The organism is Paraburkholderia lebeckiae (assembly GCF_050436225.1).
Taxonomy (GTDB): Bacteria; Pseudomonadota; Gammaproteobacteria; order Burkholderiales; family Burkholderiaceae; genus Paraburkholderia; species Paraburkholderia tuberum.
Genome location: NZ_JBNDLU010000002.1, coordinates 1,717,298 through 1,731,033 on the forward strand (window position 1 = coordinate 1,717,298; position 13,736 = coordinate 1,731,033).

Annotated in this window: 12 protein-coding genes and 1 pseudogene; 11 read left to right on the plus strand and 2 right to left on the minus strand. The window is 61.1% G+C overall.

Going from position 1 to position 13,736, the window contains the following annotated elements; translation table 11 throughout:
• Positions 1-42 precede the first annotated feature (42 nt).
• Positions 43-855 (plus strand): IclR family transcriptional regulator, encoded by an 813-nt coding sequence (locus OKW45_RS22550; protein ID WP_429471222.1) that lies wholly within the window; start codon positions 43-45, stop codon positions 853-855.
• On the opposite strand, the gene OKW45_RS22555 is transcribed toward OKW45_RS22550, so the two are convergent.
• On the minus strand, positions 768-1,616 hold the full coding sequence (locus OKW45_RS22555; RefSeq protein ID WP_429471224.1) for a hypothetical protein: 849 nt from the start codon (positions 1,614-1,616) through the stop codon (positions 768-770). The two genes, OKW45_RS22550 and OKW45_RS22555, sit on opposite strands and share 88 nt — an antisense overlap.
• 61 nt (positions 1,617-1,677) lie before the next feature.
• On the opposite strand from OKW45_RS22555, the gene OKW45_RS22560 reads away from it, so the two are divergent.
• The 10 genes and pseudogenes from OKW45_RS22560 to OKW45_RS22605 form a co-directional block, all read left to right on the plus strand.
• The gene (locus OKW45_RS22560) at positions 1,678-2,571 is read left to right on the plus strand and encodes a fumarylacetoacetate hydrolase family protein (RefSeq protein WP_429471226.1); all 894 of its coding nucleotides are present in this window, start codon (positions 1,678-1,680) and stop codon (positions 2,569-2,571) included.
• Between the two features lie 28 nt (positions 2,572-2,599).
• Positions 2,600-3,295, plus strand: a complete 696-nt coding sequence (locus OKW45_RS22565) for a hypothetical protein (RefSeq protein ID WP_429471228.1) — start codon at positions 2,600-2,602, stop codon at positions 3,293-3,295.
• A 94-nt stretch (positions 3,296-3,389) separates the two neighbouring features.
• The gene (locus tag OKW45_RS22570; RefSeq protein WP_429473345.1) at positions 3,390-4,961 is read left to right on the plus strand and encodes a UxaA family hydrolase; all 1,572 of its coding nucleotides are present in this window, start codon (positions 3,390-3,392) and stop codon (positions 4,959-4,961) included.
• A gap of 79 nt (positions 4,962-5,040) precedes the next feature.
• Positions 5,041-6,270 carry a fumarylacetoacetate hydrolase family protein gene (locus OKW45_RS22575; protein ID WP_429471230.1) on the plus strand — a complete coding sequence of 410 codons (1,230 nt, stop codon included), beginning with the start codon at positions 5,041-5,043 and terminating at the stop codon, positions 6,268-6,270.
• A gap of 181 nt (positions 6,271-6,451) precedes the next feature.
• On the plus strand, positions 6,452-7,351 hold the full coding sequence (locus OKW45_RS22580) for a LysR substrate-binding domain-containing protein (protein WP_026225353.1): 900 nt from the start codon (positions 6,452-6,454) through the stop codon (positions 7,349-7,351).
• Positions 7,352-7,503: 152 nt separating this feature from the next.
• Positions 7,504-8,799, plus strand: coding sequence for an MFS transporter (locus OKW45_RS22585; RefSeq protein WP_429471232.1), 1,296 nt, complete (start codon positions 7,504-7,506; stop codon positions 8,797-8,799).
• Between the two features lie 10 nt (positions 8,800-8,809).
• The gene (locus OKW45_RS22590; protein WP_429471234.1) at positions 8,810-10,069 is read left to right on the plus strand and encodes a metal-dependent hydrolase family protein; all 1,260 of its coding nucleotides are present in this window, start codon (positions 8,810-8,812) and stop codon (positions 10,067-10,069) included.
• A 53-nt stretch (positions 10,070-10,122) separates the two neighbouring features.
• A complete protein-coding gene (gene lhpI, locus OKW45_RS22595) occupies positions 10,123-11,085 on the plus strand; it encodes a bifunctional Delta(1)-pyrroline-2-carboxylate/Delta(1)-piperideine-2-carboxylate reductase (RefSeq protein ID WP_429471236.1) in 963 nt (320 codons plus the stop codon).
• 62 nt (positions 11,086-11,147) lie between these two features.
• Positions 11,148-12,155: a trans-3-hydroxy-L-proline dehydratase gene (gene lhpH / locus OKW45_RS22600; RefSeq protein ID WP_429471238.1), complete on the plus strand. Its 1,008-nt coding sequence runs from the start codon at positions 11,148-11,150 to the stop codon at positions 12,153-12,155.
• A gap of 84 nt (positions 12,156-12,239) precedes the next feature.
• Positions 12,240-12,565, plus strand: a pseudogene (locus OKW45_RS22605) (IS701 family transposase); the annotation flags it as partial.
• A gap of 107 nt (positions 12,566-12,672) precedes the next feature.
• Here OKW45_RS22605 and OKW45_RS22610 read toward each other — a convergent pair.
• A complete protein-coding gene (locus OKW45_RS22610; RefSeq protein ID WP_429471239.1) occupies positions 12,673-13,632 on the minus strand; it encodes a GlxA family transcriptional regulator in 960 nt (319 codons plus the stop codon).
• Between the last annotated feature and the right edge of the window lie 104 nt (positions 13,633-13,736).

Sequence of the window (13,736 nt, forward strand, 5' to 3'; positions counted from 1 at the left end):
TTGTTGTAACACCGTTCCATTAAGAATCATGTTACGTCAATTATGAGAGTTGTCAAGGGTGCAGTTGATCGGTCGCTACAGGCGATCGAGTTGCTCGCAAGAGAAGCACGATGGATGCGGATGTCTGACATCGCCGCGGAACTCGAGCTCGAAAAAGGGCCCGCCCACCGGGTGCTCGCGCAACTCTGCGAGCAGGGTTGGGCGGAACAGGATGAACAGACGTCCCAATACCGTCTGACATTGAAGCTGTCCTTGCTGGGCCAGCGGTACCTGCATGGGCTCGGTCTGCCGGGTCTGGTGCAGCCCATCCTCGATGAAGTCGCCGCTCAATGCCGCGAGCTGGTCCGGTTGACCGTTGTCAACGAGGGAACACTTGCGTGGCTGGCATCGTCCCAGGGTGCGGCGCCCGGCCTGATGTATTCGCCGTCAATGGACAAGCCCATCGTCTTGCATGCCACGGCCAACGGCAAGGTATGGCTCGCGACCATGTCCAACGACGAGGCGATTGAACGCGCATTGCGCGGTGGGCTCGGCAAAGCGGCCGCCAGCGGCGCCTGTGCGCCGAAGGCGATCACCAGCGTCGAGCAGTTGATTCCGGAACTGGAGCGGACGAGGAAGCGTGGCTACGGACTTGTCATTGAAGAGGCCGAGCCGGGCGTCGTGGCTCTGGCTGTGCCGGTGCGTTCGCTGACTGACGGTGCGGTGGTCGGCACCATGAGTATTGCGGGACCTGTCATGCGGGCTCAGCCGGAGCGTTACGACGCCTTTTACTCGCTACTGCAGGAAGCGTCCGCGAAGCTGGGTGCCGTATGGCCGCGCCAGAGCGTCGGTGCGCATGCGAGCGAGGCGGCATGAACGCGCCGGGCGCAGTTCAGGCTCTCGAGCGACTCACCGCGTTCGGTGAACGCGCAGCACGTGTCCTCGTCGCGGCGCGCCGGCAAGGCACGCTCGCGGAGCGCCTTCCCATCGAGCTGCGGCCCGCGAATCTGGACGAGGGTTTCGCGATCCAGCAACAGGTGGGCGATCAGCTCGGCCGGCAGGCTGGCGCGTGGAAATGTGCGCTGCCGCCGGCGGGCAAACTCATCGCTGCGCCAATCTACGACGCCGTCATTCATCGAGGCGCCCAATGCCGCATTCGCGCGATGCCTGCGCAGTCCCTGGTAAGGGCAGAGCCTGAACTCGCCTGTTTGCTGGCTCGCGATCTGCCGCCACGGCGCGAAGCGTATGGCGAAGCCGAGGTGCTCGACGCTCTCGGGAATGTTCACCTCGCGCTCGAACTGCTGGGCAGTCGCTATGCGAATCCGGAATCGCTGACGTTTCCTGAATTGCTGGCAGACGGTCTGTTCAACGCCGGTCTTGTCATTGGGCCGCGCGTTCAATTGCGCGAGGGCGCGACGCCGGCCGATCTCCCGATCGAATTCACCGTCAGTCTGACTCGCGCCGGACACGACACGGTCAGTTTTGCTGGCCGCCACCCTGATCGCAGCGTGCTCGCGCCGATCGTGTGGCTCGTCAATTTTCTTCGCGTCCGCGGCCTTGGGTTGCATGCCGGCCAGGCGGTGATCACGGGCTCTTACGCGGGCGTGCTCGAGTTGCCGATTGGTTGTGATTTGCATATCGGCTTCGGTGATCTCGGCACGTTGCCGATACTTTTTTTGTCTTGATAGGAGTCTTCAAATGCGTCTCGTCCGTTTCGGCCAGCCTGGTCAGGAGCATCCCGGCGTCATCGATTCGAGCGGCGCGATCCGCGATCTGACCGGCGTCGTCGACGACATCGACGGAACGACTGTTTCGCCTGCCGCCCTTGCGAAGCTGAGCGAACTCGATCTGAATCGCCTGCCCGTGGTGGAAGCGGGCACGCGCCTCGGCGCCTGTATCGGCAATGTCCGTAACCTCGTGTGCATTGGTCTGAACTACACCGACCATGCAGCCGAAACCGATACGCCGATTCCGCGGGAACCCGTCGTGTTCAACAAGCATACGGGTTCGATCAGCGGTCCGAACGATCCGGTCATCTTGCCGGCAGACGCGCAAAAGCTGGATTGGGAGGTCGAGCTGGGCGTGGTGATCGGCAAACCCGCCTGGCAGATCGATGAAGCTACCGCGCTCGATCATGTGGCGGGTTACTGCCTTGCCAATGACGTTTCCGAACGCGCGTATCAGCTCGAACGCGAAGGCCAGTGGACCAAGGGCAAAAGCGGCTTCTCTTTTGCGCCGCTCGGCCCGTGGCTCGTAACGCGTGATGAAGTGCCCGACCCGCAGGTGCTCGACCTGTGGCTCGACGTCAACGGCACACGTCGTCAGACGGGCAACACACGCACGATGATCTTTAACGTCGCGCATATCGTGGCGTATCTCAGCCGCTTCATGCCACTGATGGCTGGCGACGTCATTATTACCGGGACGCCTCCCGGTGTCGGCCTCGGTCAGAAGCCGCCCGTCTTTCTGAAAGCGGGCGACACCATGACCCTCGGCGGCAGCGGACTCGGCGAGCAGAGCCAGAAGGTGGTGCCGTACGCCGATTCGCTTGGCGCGGCATGGGGCCGCGGCGAATATCCGTTGGCACGATAAAACAATTCGATCTGTAGGAGGAGGAGATATGAGCCTTGCTGGAACGGGCGTCGTTGCAATCTGGCATGACCTGCTGCCGGAAGCGAAGGATGAATTCTACGAGTGGCACAACCGCGAGCACATGCCGGAACGCGCCGGAATTCCCGGGTTCAGGCGCGGCCGGCGCTACATTGCGCTGGATGCGGGCCCCGAGTACTTCAATCTGTATGAAGCCGACACCGTGGAGGTGCTCGGCGCGCAGGACTACCTGCTTCGGCTGAATTCGCCGACGCCGTGGACCAAGCAGGTCGTCGCCTCGTTTCGCAGCGTGGCCCGCTCGATCTGCCATGTGGCGTACTCCGACGGCGTGGGGCAGGGCGCCAATCTCATGACGGTGCGCTTCGATGTGCCTTCGGCGGCACGGGCCGATGTCGTGAAGGGATTGCGTCAACAGGTCTTGCCGCCGCTCGCCGACCGGCCCGGCATCACGGGCGTGCACCTGTGTCTGGCCGACGAGGCCGTCAGCAAGGTGGAAACTGCCGAGAAGAAGGCGCGTTCGGAAGGCACCGAGGTGCCGACATGGATCGTGATGATCGAAGGATGCCGCGCCGACTATGTCCGCACGGCAGTGGACGCTTTCCTTGCCGGACTCGCTGCTTTGCCCGGGGCCGCTGCGGTTGCGCCGCACGCCACGCTCTATCAACTGGAGTACACGCGCTGCAAGACGCCATGGAGCGCTGGCTGAAACGTCGTTTGAACACGGCTGCACGGCGCGTCACACGACGTCGCGCAGCCGGCCCCGAAAATGTCGTCACGTTGAGAAACGAAGGAGTAGTTCCATGTCGTCCCCTGTTGCGGACAAGTCCGTCGCATCGACCGCGCTCAGGCCGGTTCGCGTCATTCGGCTCAATCCCGCTGACGATGTCGTCATCGCCCTCGATCAGCTTGTGTCCGGCACGGTGCTGGATGTGGAAGCGGTGACGGTCTCGGGATTGATCCCGCCCGGTCACAAAGTGGCGACACGCGACATCGGTGAGGGTCAAGCGGTACACCGTTACGGCCAGATCATCGGCTTTGCGAGTCAGACGATCCGCGCGGGGCAGCACGTTCATACGCATAACCTTGCGATGGGCGAATTCGCCCGTGACTACGCATTCAGTCAGGGCGTGCGTGCCAGTGTCCCTTCAACTGAGCCCGCGACATTTCGGGGCATTGTGCGCGAAGACGGCCGTGTGGCTACGCGTAATTACATCGGCATCCTTACCTCGGTGAATTGCTCGGCCACGGTCGCGCGAGCCATTTCCGACTATTTCCGCCGCGACATTCGTCCGCACGCGCTGGCCGCGTTTCCGAATGTCGACGGCGTCGTCGCGCTCACCCATGGTTCCGGTTGCGCCATTGACTCCGAAGGCGACGGTCTCGCGATCCTGCAGCGCACGCTTGGCGGCTATGCGTGCCATCCCAACTTCGCGAGCGTGCTGGTCATCGGCCTGGGCTGCGAAACGAACCAGATTTCCCGGCTGCTCGAAACCAAGGGGCTCAAAGAACATGACCGCTTGCGAACCTTCACGATTCAGGACACCGGTGGCACGACCCTGACAATTGCAAAGGGTATCGAACTGGTTCGGCAGATGCTGCCCTACGCGAATGACGTCAAGCGGGAAACGGTTTCGGCAAGTCATCTCACCATCGGCCTTCAATGCGGTGGATCGGACGGATATTCGGGCGTCACGGCCAATCCCGTGCTGGGTGCAGCCGTCGACTTGCTCGTGCGGCAGGGCGGTACTGCGATTCTCTCGGAGACGCCGGAGATTTATGGCGCCGAGCACCTGTTGACCCGCCGCGCGGTAACGCCCGAAGTGGGACAGAAGCTGGTCGATCGCATCCGGTGGTGGGAAGCGTACGCGCAGCGGCAAGGGGCGCAGATCAACAACAATCCGTCGGCGGGCAACAAGGCCGGCGGCTTGACGACCGTCCTCGAGAAATCGTTGGGCGGCATCGCAAAGGCAGGTTCGACGAATCTCGTCGAGGTGTACCAATACGCCCAGCCGGTTAAGGCACGCGGCCTGGTGTTCATGGACACGCCTGGCTACGACCCGGTGTCGGCTACCGGACAGGTCGCGGGCGGTGCGAACCTGATCTGCTTCACGACGGGACGCGGTTCGGCTTACGGCTGCGCGCCGTCGCCGTCGGTAAAGCTCGCGACAAACACCGCACTCTGGCAACGTCAGTCCGACGACATGGACCTGAACTGCGGAGAAGTGCTGGAAGGGAGCGCAACGATCGAGCAACTCGGCGCGGTGCTGTTCCAGCTGCTGCTCGACGTGGCCTCCGGGAAACGTTCCCGTAGCGAGCAGCACGGTTACGGACAAAACGAATTCGTCCCCTGGCAAATCAGCGCAATTATGTGACCCGCCGTTGGCCGGCATAAGTAGAGCGTGCACCGCACTGATGCTGAGCAATAACCGACACCAGGTTGGAGAAAGATAGATGCCATTGAATGACCGATCCGCGCTGCCTGACGATCTGGAACACGCTGTGCTCGTGGGGCGCGCGTGGTGCCCCGATATCGGCGCGCCGCGTCCTGTTGCCGTTATAGGTGGCGAACTGGTGGATGTGTCGTCGTTCGCGCTGACGACCAGCACGCTGCTTGAGCAACCAGGAATCGGCCTTCGGCTGGAAGAGGCCGCTGCGAACCTGCCGAAGCTGGCGACACTGGGCTCGGTTCTTGCCAATTCGGCCTTCGATCGACGCGATCCGTCCACCCCTTGGCTTATCGCGCCATGTGACCTTCAGGCGATCAAAGCGAGCGGTGTGACGTTCGTCGAAAGCCTTCTGGAGCGGATGATCGAGGAGCGCTCGGGAGGCGACGCGAGCCGGGCCGATGAAGTGCGCGCGCGTGTCATGTCCGTGCTGGGCGATCGGCTCGCAAGCGTTCGCCCAGGGTCTGCGGAAGCTGAGGCGGTGCGCCAAGTACTTATTCAGGAAGGAATGTGGTCGCAGTATCTGGAAGTCGGCATCGGTCCCGATGCGGAAATCTTCACGAAATCGCAGCCCATGTCCGCCGTCGGTACCGGCAGCGAAATCGGAATCCATGAAAATTCGCAGTGGAATAACCCGGAGCCTGAAATCGTGCTGGCGGTGACCAGCCGGGCGGAAATCGTCGGCGCCACGCTTGGCAATGACGTCAATCTTCGGGATTTCGAAGGCCGCAGTGCACTGTTGCTCGGTAAGGCGAAGGATAACAACGCGTCGGCCTCGATTGGCCCGTTCATTCGCCTCTTCGACAGTACATTCGGTCTCGATGATGTTCGGGCTGCGGAGCTTTCGCTGCGCGTAGAAGGAACGGATGGATATGTTCTGACAGGGGCAAGTTCCATGAAACGCATCAGCCGGGACCCGTCAGAACTCGTTGCGCAGGCGATGGGTTCTCACCATCAATACCCGGACGGAATGATGCTTTATCTCGGGACATTGTTTGCACCGAGCGCGGATCGTAGCGTGCCAGGGCAAGGATTCACGCATCAGATCGGCGATACGGTGACGATATCGAGCCCGCGATTCGGTGCGCTCGTCAACACGGTCAACTATTCGCATCGCATTGCGCCGTGGGAGTTTGGAGTCGGCGCGCTGCTCGCCAGCATTCTTCGCCGGCAGCGAGGTTCGAATCGTGGCGTCTTTTCACCGGCCTTTAACCAGATTCCATCCACTGATTGCTGAGTAACGGACCCGCCCTGTGACCTCGCGGCACGTTCGGTTAGCTTGACAAAGCGTTCGAGCCTATATCTAGAGGCGACGGTCGTACGGCCGTGAGACTATCCGAGGACACTCACGGCCCATCGGCCGACGTTGTTGGGCTATCCTGCTGCTCTACTACTACCAGGACAGTCCGCCGCACGCCATGGCTCTCTCTCCGTTACCTCCACTGGCATGTCTGCAAGCATTCGAAGCTAGCGCCCGTTATCTGAGCTTCACTCGCGCGGGGCAGGAACTGAACCTGTCCACCAGTGCTGTGAGCCGCCAGATATCTCAACTTGAAGAATTCCTGGGACGCCGGCTGTTTGTGCGGGAGCACAACACCCTAAGGCTCACGCCGGCAGGGGAGACCTATGCGGTGGACGTGCGGCGCATGTTGGAACTATGCACTAGCGTTACCTCAAGTCTGATGGCTCGCGTCGTCAAGTCTCGTCTCACGGTGTCCTGCACAGCGGGCATCTCGGTATTCTGGCTCGCGCCCAGAATCGGCTCGTTTATCGACGCGAATCCCGATGTGGACCTGCGCATCATCGTGCGGGACCACTTTGGAGCCGTCTCGCCAGCTGAGTACGACGTAGGCATTTTCTATCTGCGCAACCCCGAGGTTCCCGGAACGCACATACGGAAGCTCTTCGACGAAGAGGTCTTTCCGGTTTGTTCGCCGACCTATCTTGATGGGCGCAAACTGAAGCCAGTGGAACTGCTGTCCTGCACGCTACTTGTTCTTGAGGACGCGGAACGTAGCTGGATGTCCTGGCACACCTGGTTCGAACAGGCTGGGCTTGAACGACCAGCGCTCAATCAAACCATCATTGCCAACAGCTACCCACTCATTGTGCAGCTCGCGACGCATGGCAAGGGCGTCGCGCTCGGTTGGAACCGGGTTATCGACCCGCTCCTTGAGCACGGCGCGCTCGTCAGGGCATCGGACTCTCACGCCACCATGGGCGGCTCATACTTTGTCACCTGGCCATCAGAGCGTGCGGAAACACCTGCCGCCCGTCGGTTCCGCGAGTGGGTAGTCAGCCAGACACCCGCTTCCTGACGAACCCCGTTGCAAGCCTCTGGATGCGGTTGCGTTTTTTGCAAGCGCGTTTGCGAATTTAGCGTTATGCGGTCGCCACGCCAAAAATTACATTGGTTGCGTGACGAATCGCGAACGCTCACCTCGCAAAGCGACAATCCAGAGAGGTCTAAATGGCAACGAGTGCATCAAATGGCGTACTGGTGGGCGTGCCGCCCACGAGGACTGTGACGCGCCGGAAGGCGATTTTCGCCACTGTCATTGGCAGCGGTCTGGAATGGTTCGACTTTTCCGGGTACGCATTCTTCGCAGCAACCATCGGTAAGTTATTTTTCCCCGCAGGCAACGAGACAACGTCGCTGCTGCTATCACTGGCAACCTTTGGGGTTGGCTTCGTGATGCGACCGCTCGGCGGCATCGCGTTCGGCATCTACGGCGACAGGGTGGGGCGCAAGCGGGCGCTGTCGCTCGCCATGCTCGTCATGGCGCTCGGCTCGGGCATCATTGCTTTCGCCCCTACATACCAGTCTATCGGCATCGCCGCGCCGTGTCTTATCGTCATCGCGCGATTGCTGCAGGGGCTGTCCGCTGGCGGTGAAATGGGCGGCGCTACCGCGTTCCTTACCGAGCATGCTCCAGCTAAACGTCGTGCTTTCTATTCGAGCTGGATTCAGACGAGTATCGGTTTCGCCGTGGTCATCGGCAGCCTTACCGGTACGCTCATCACGTCGAGCATGTCGGCTGATTCGCTGACCGCATGGGGATGGCGTATTCCGTTTTTCATCGGCATGCTGGTGGCTCCGGTTGGATACTACATTCGGCTGAAAATCGAGGAAACGCCCGAGTTCGTATCGGAGAAGCGCCACACCAACACGCCGCTGCGTGACGTCATTCGCGAGTATCCCCGCCAGGTGCTCTCCAGCCTGCTGATGGTCGTACTGTGGACCGTCTGCACGTACGTCATCCTGTTCTACATCCCGACTTATGTTGTGAAGTATCTGCACATGACCCAGCGCGAGGGCTTCACGTCGGGCGTCGTCAGCGGTGTCGTGCTGATGGTCATGGCGCCCGTGTTCGGGGCACTGTCGGATAAGGTCGGCAAGCGGCGGGTCCTGTCGGTTGCTGCGCTCGTTATTCTGGTTGCCAGCTATCCACTGTTCTCTCATCTGATTAAATCGCCCGACCTTGCCACGCTGCTGACCTTCCAGGCGATTTTCGGCGTGCTGATTGCTGCATACACCGGCCCGATTCTGGCTCTCTTCACGGAAATGTTCCCGAGCCGCGTCCGTGCGACCGGATTGTCTTTGGCCTACAACGGCGCAGTGACCATCTTCGGTGGCTTTGCCGCTTTCATCATCACCTGGCTCACCCAACACACGGGTGACGCCGAGTCTGCGTCCTATTACATCATCTTCGCCGCGGTGGTTAGCCTGCTCGGCATCTTGCTGACAAAGCCATACCAGGCTTGAGGAAATTCACATGAACATGTTGATAATCGAAGGAGTCAACGTTTTCGACCCTGCAACGAAGAAACGCCAGACAAACGTCAATGTCTGCATCGCCGACGGGAAGATCACGGCAATAGGACAGATACCGTCGTCGTTTATCGATGCCCGCAGAATGAGCCTTCCCGGGCGCACCGTCTTGCCGGGTTTCATCGACCTGCATGTCCACGTCGTCGCGTCAAATGCGAATCTGGGCGCTAACGCGATGATGCCAAACTTCCTGGCTGCGCTTAAAACGTTGCCCATCCTGCGCGGCATGCTGAATCGTGGGTTCACCACCGTTCGTGATGCAGGTGGCGCTGACTTTGCAATGTGCGATGCTGTCAACAGCGGCGTGCTTTGGGGCCCGCGCATCCTGTCTTCGGGCAAGGCGCTATCGCAGACCGGTGGGCACGGTGACTTCCGTCAGCGCAATGACAAGCTTGACGATGCCTGTGGGTGTCTGGGACGTCAGGGAGCGATTGCCCGGGTGGTCGATGGTGTCGAGGCGATGCGCCTGGCAGTACGCGAAGAACTCCTCAAAGGGGCCTCCCAAATCAAGATAATGGCGTCGGGCGGTGTCGCTTCGCCCAACGACCCCATCACCAACACCCAGTATTCGGAGGATGAAATCCGTGCCGCGGTTCAGGAAGCGGAGGCTGCCGGGACGTACGTGATGGCGCATGCCTACACCGCTCGTGCCGTCCGGCGCGCCGTCGAGTGCGGGGTGAAATGTATCGAGCACGGAAACCTTATCGACGAGGAGACTGCCCGTCTGCTGGCGGAGCGCGGCGTCGCGGTTGTGCCCACAATCGCCACTCTCGACCGTCTCATTGAACAAGGTCCCGCGCTTGGTTTCCCCGCTGAATCGCTCGCAAAGATTGAGGGAGCACGCTCCGTCGGCCGGCAGGCACTTGCGCTGATGGCGCGCGAAGGCGTGAAGGTCGGGTTCGGCTCAGACATGCTGGGCGAGCTGCACACCTTCCAGTCCGACGAGTTCGCGGTTCGGGCAGGAATCGTCGGGAACGTTGAGGCCATCCGGTCGGCAACCTGCGTTGCCGCCGAAATCACGGGTGAAGCAGGCGTGCGGGGAACGGTCGCCGTCGGAGCCGTGGCTGATCTCATCGTGGTCGACGGTGACCCGATTGAGGACATTTCACTTCTGCTGGGGCAAGGCGAACACATTCCCGTGGTCATCAAGGCTGGAGTGTGTATGAAGGAAGCCGGCCGACTGCTCGAGCCAATCGCAGAGTGAGCTGCCGGCGCGCGGCATCGGTCGCGCCCAACCCTCCAAAGGCGGACCCGAACATGACCTCTCTCAGCACCCGAAATTTCGACGCCCACGCAACAGCCGCACTGCTGGACTATCCCTCGCTGGTGCGCGTTCTTCGGGAGACCATCACCGAATACGGCGCGGGACACATCGTGAGTCCTGAGCGGCTGGCCATTCCGATGCAGGACGGCGGCCTGATGTTATCGATGCCTGCCAGTGCTAAAGACATCGCCATCCATAAGTTGGTGACCGTGTGTCCTTCGAACGGAAAGCGCCTGCTTCCGACCATCCATGGTCAGGTCATCGCATGCGACGCGCACACCGGGGAAATGTTGTTCGTGCTCGACGGCCCGACCGTGACCGGGCGGCGAACGGCAGCGGTCACTGTGTTGGGCATCCAGACCCTGCATGGCATGGCTCCCCGCGAAATTCTCATCATGGGCACCGGGAAACAGGCGGCCAACCACGCGGAAGCGCTCGCGGCCTCCTTCCCGGAAGCCAAACTGTTCGCAAAGGGCACCTCGCCGGCAGCCTCGGAGGCCTTCGTGGCGCGGACCCGGTCGGTAGCACCGAACCTGTCTGTCCTTGATGGCGATGTGATTCCCGACAGCATTGAAGTCGTCATCACGTTGACAACGAGCAGGTCTCCGGTCTACACGTTGCCGGCGCGAGCCGGCCGTCTGGTCGTCGGGGTCGGCGCTTTCACGGCCGACGCAGCGGAAATCGGCAAGGAAACCGTCGGCGGAAGTTTCGTAGTTGTAGATGACCCTGTCGGCGCAATGCATGAAGCGGGCGACCTTATCCAGGCCAGGGTCGACTGGGCCTCAGTTTCTCCGCTTGCCAGGGCACTAGCTGGCGAGCCGAAGCCGAGTGCGCCGATTCTGTTCAAAAGCGTTGGCTGTGCTGCCTGGGACCTGGCCGCGTGCCGGGTAGCACGTTCAGCGCTCGACTCAAACGCCTGTCAAGTCGGCGCTGATGTGTCAGTAGCGTCGATTTGAATCGCCGCCGTCCCCGTACAGCGAGGAAAAGCAGGACATCCATAGATTTCAGCGAAGCAAACATGAAAATCACGCGCACCATCTCGACTGTTGAAGTTCACACCGGCGGTGAAGCATTCCGCATTGTCACCAGCGGTTTGCCGCGCCTGCCTGGCGACACTATCGTCAAGCGACGTGCATGGCTGAAGGAAAACGCCGACGGTATCCGCCGGGCCCTGATGTTCGAACCGCGTGGGCATGCCGATATGTACGGTGGTTACCTGACGGAACCAGTGAGCCCGAACGCGGATTTCGGCATCATCTTCCTGCACAACGAGGGTTACAGCGACCACTGCGGTCATGGTGTCATCGCGCTGTCGACAGCAGCGGTCGAACTGGGCTGGGTGCAACGTCAGGTACCAGAGACACGCATCGGTATCGATGCACCGTGTGGCTTCATCGAAGCGTTCGTTCAATGGGACGGCGAGCACGCGGGCAATGTCCGTTTCGTCAATGTGCCGTCCTTTATCTGGAAACAGGACGTGACGATCGAGACGCCGTCGTTCGGTTCGGTGACTGGCGACATTGCGTTCGGCGGTGCATTCTACTTTTACACCGACGGTCAACCACACGGACTTGAAGTTCGTGAATCGTCGGTGGAAGAACTCATTCGTTGTGGAGCGGAGGTAAAGGAGGCTGCGAACAAGGCGTTCCCCGTCGTGCACCCTGATATCCCTGAAATCAACCATATCTACGGGACCATTATCGCTAACGCACCGCGGGGCGAGGGTGCCACGCAAGCCAACTGCTGCGTATTCGCCGACCGCGAAGTGGACCGTTCACCGACCGGCTCAGGTACCGGCGGACGCGTCGCTCAGCTGTATCTGCGCGGTAAGTTGGGAAAGGGCGACACGCTCGTGAACGAGTCCATCATCGGCACGGTATTCAAAGGACGGGTGCTGAGCGAGACGACTGTGGGCGATTTCAGGGCCGTCATCCCCGAGGTCGAAGGCAACGCTTTCGTTTGCGGCTTTGCGAATTGGATTGTGGACGAGCGTGACCCTCTGACTTATGGGTTCCTCGTACGGTAACCGGCTTTTGGTAGTACCAGTCAGCGCGGAACGCTGAGACGCCATCACGCGCGCTTTTTTGGGCCTCGAAAGTCGATAGCTCCCGTAACCTGGCGAGAAGGCAGCAACGCAGCACTTTCCTCGCGCTTTGCCGCCGTACGGGTTCGTCCTGCACATCGCGACTATGGGCGAAGCACCGTTCGCGATGAAGAATGGCTGCTTATCGAATGGCCTGATGGCGATCCGGAGCCGCTCAAATACTCTCTCATTATCGCCCCCGAAGAGGCGACACTTGGGTTTCTGATGGCTCAACGACTCCGAATGCAATCGGATGGACGGGATAAAAAAACTTCCTTGAACGCGCGCTGCCTGCCCTTTCCTCGGATTACATCCCCCGGAGCAGTCCAGCGCGCTCAACGCCACGCTCCTGATTCCATTACTACGTTGCGCATCCTGCTTGGACTAAGGCTCATGCAACGATGGCTCTCTTCCTGGTACGGCAATAGAGCGCGCAACTAATTATGTGACGCACTTAAGGCTAGACACCGATCCGATCACCGGCGCGAGCCTCACGCCGCACCTCCTGCGGCGGTAGGCCAAACCCGCGAATGAACGCTTCGCGCATATGCCGACGATCGCGAAACCCCGTCTCTGTTGCGATCACTTCCAGCGAGTGCCGACTCTTCTCGATCATCAGCCGCGCGGCTTCGAGCCGCAGCCCTTCGATCGCCTTCGCGGGCGACTGTCCGGTCTCCAAGGTGAACACCCGGCTGAACTGCCGCGGGCTCAGATGCGCCGTACCCGCGAGTTCCTCGACGGTGAGCGGCAGCCTCAGGTTCTTGCGCGCATAGTTCAGCGCCTCCTGGATGCGGTCGGATTTGGGTGCCAGGTCGAGCATTTCCGAATGCTGCGACTGGCCGCCCGCGCGCCGCTGATGCATCACGAGCTTGTGCGCGACCGAACGCGCCACGTCGGTGCCGAGATCCTTCTCGACCATCCCAAGCGCGAGGTCAAGCCCCGCAGTCATCCCCGCCGATGTCCAGATCGGCCCATCGACAATGTAAATACGATCTTCTTCGACGTGGATATCCGGAAACCGGCTCATCATGTCGCGCGCATGGGCCCAATGCGTCGTCGCACGCCGGTTCGCGAGCAGCCCCGCTTCGGCCAGCACGAAACCGCCCGTGCAGATGCCGGCAATGCGTCGCGCCCGCGTAGCCGCCTTGCGCAGGAATGCGAGCATTTCGGCTGGCGGAGGCGAGGTGAGCGGCGCGCTGACACCCGCCGCGATCCACGTGTCGATCGCGGCGCGCATCCCGAGCGCACGCGTGACGACGGACATGCCGAGCGAGGAGCGCACCTCGCCGCCAGCTACCGAGAAGTTTTCGATCCGGTAGAACGTTTCGCCCGCCGCAACGTTCGCGTATTCGAAAACCGACTGTGACGCGAGCGCCATCACCTGGAAGCCATCGCTCAACAAATATCCGATTCGATGCATGTCGGCCCTCCGCTGTTTATCAGGTCAAACATCCGTGGCGGCGAGATGTCCTGAATCACGACCATATACGTCATTTGCGTCGGCGTCAATCCGGACCACAATTG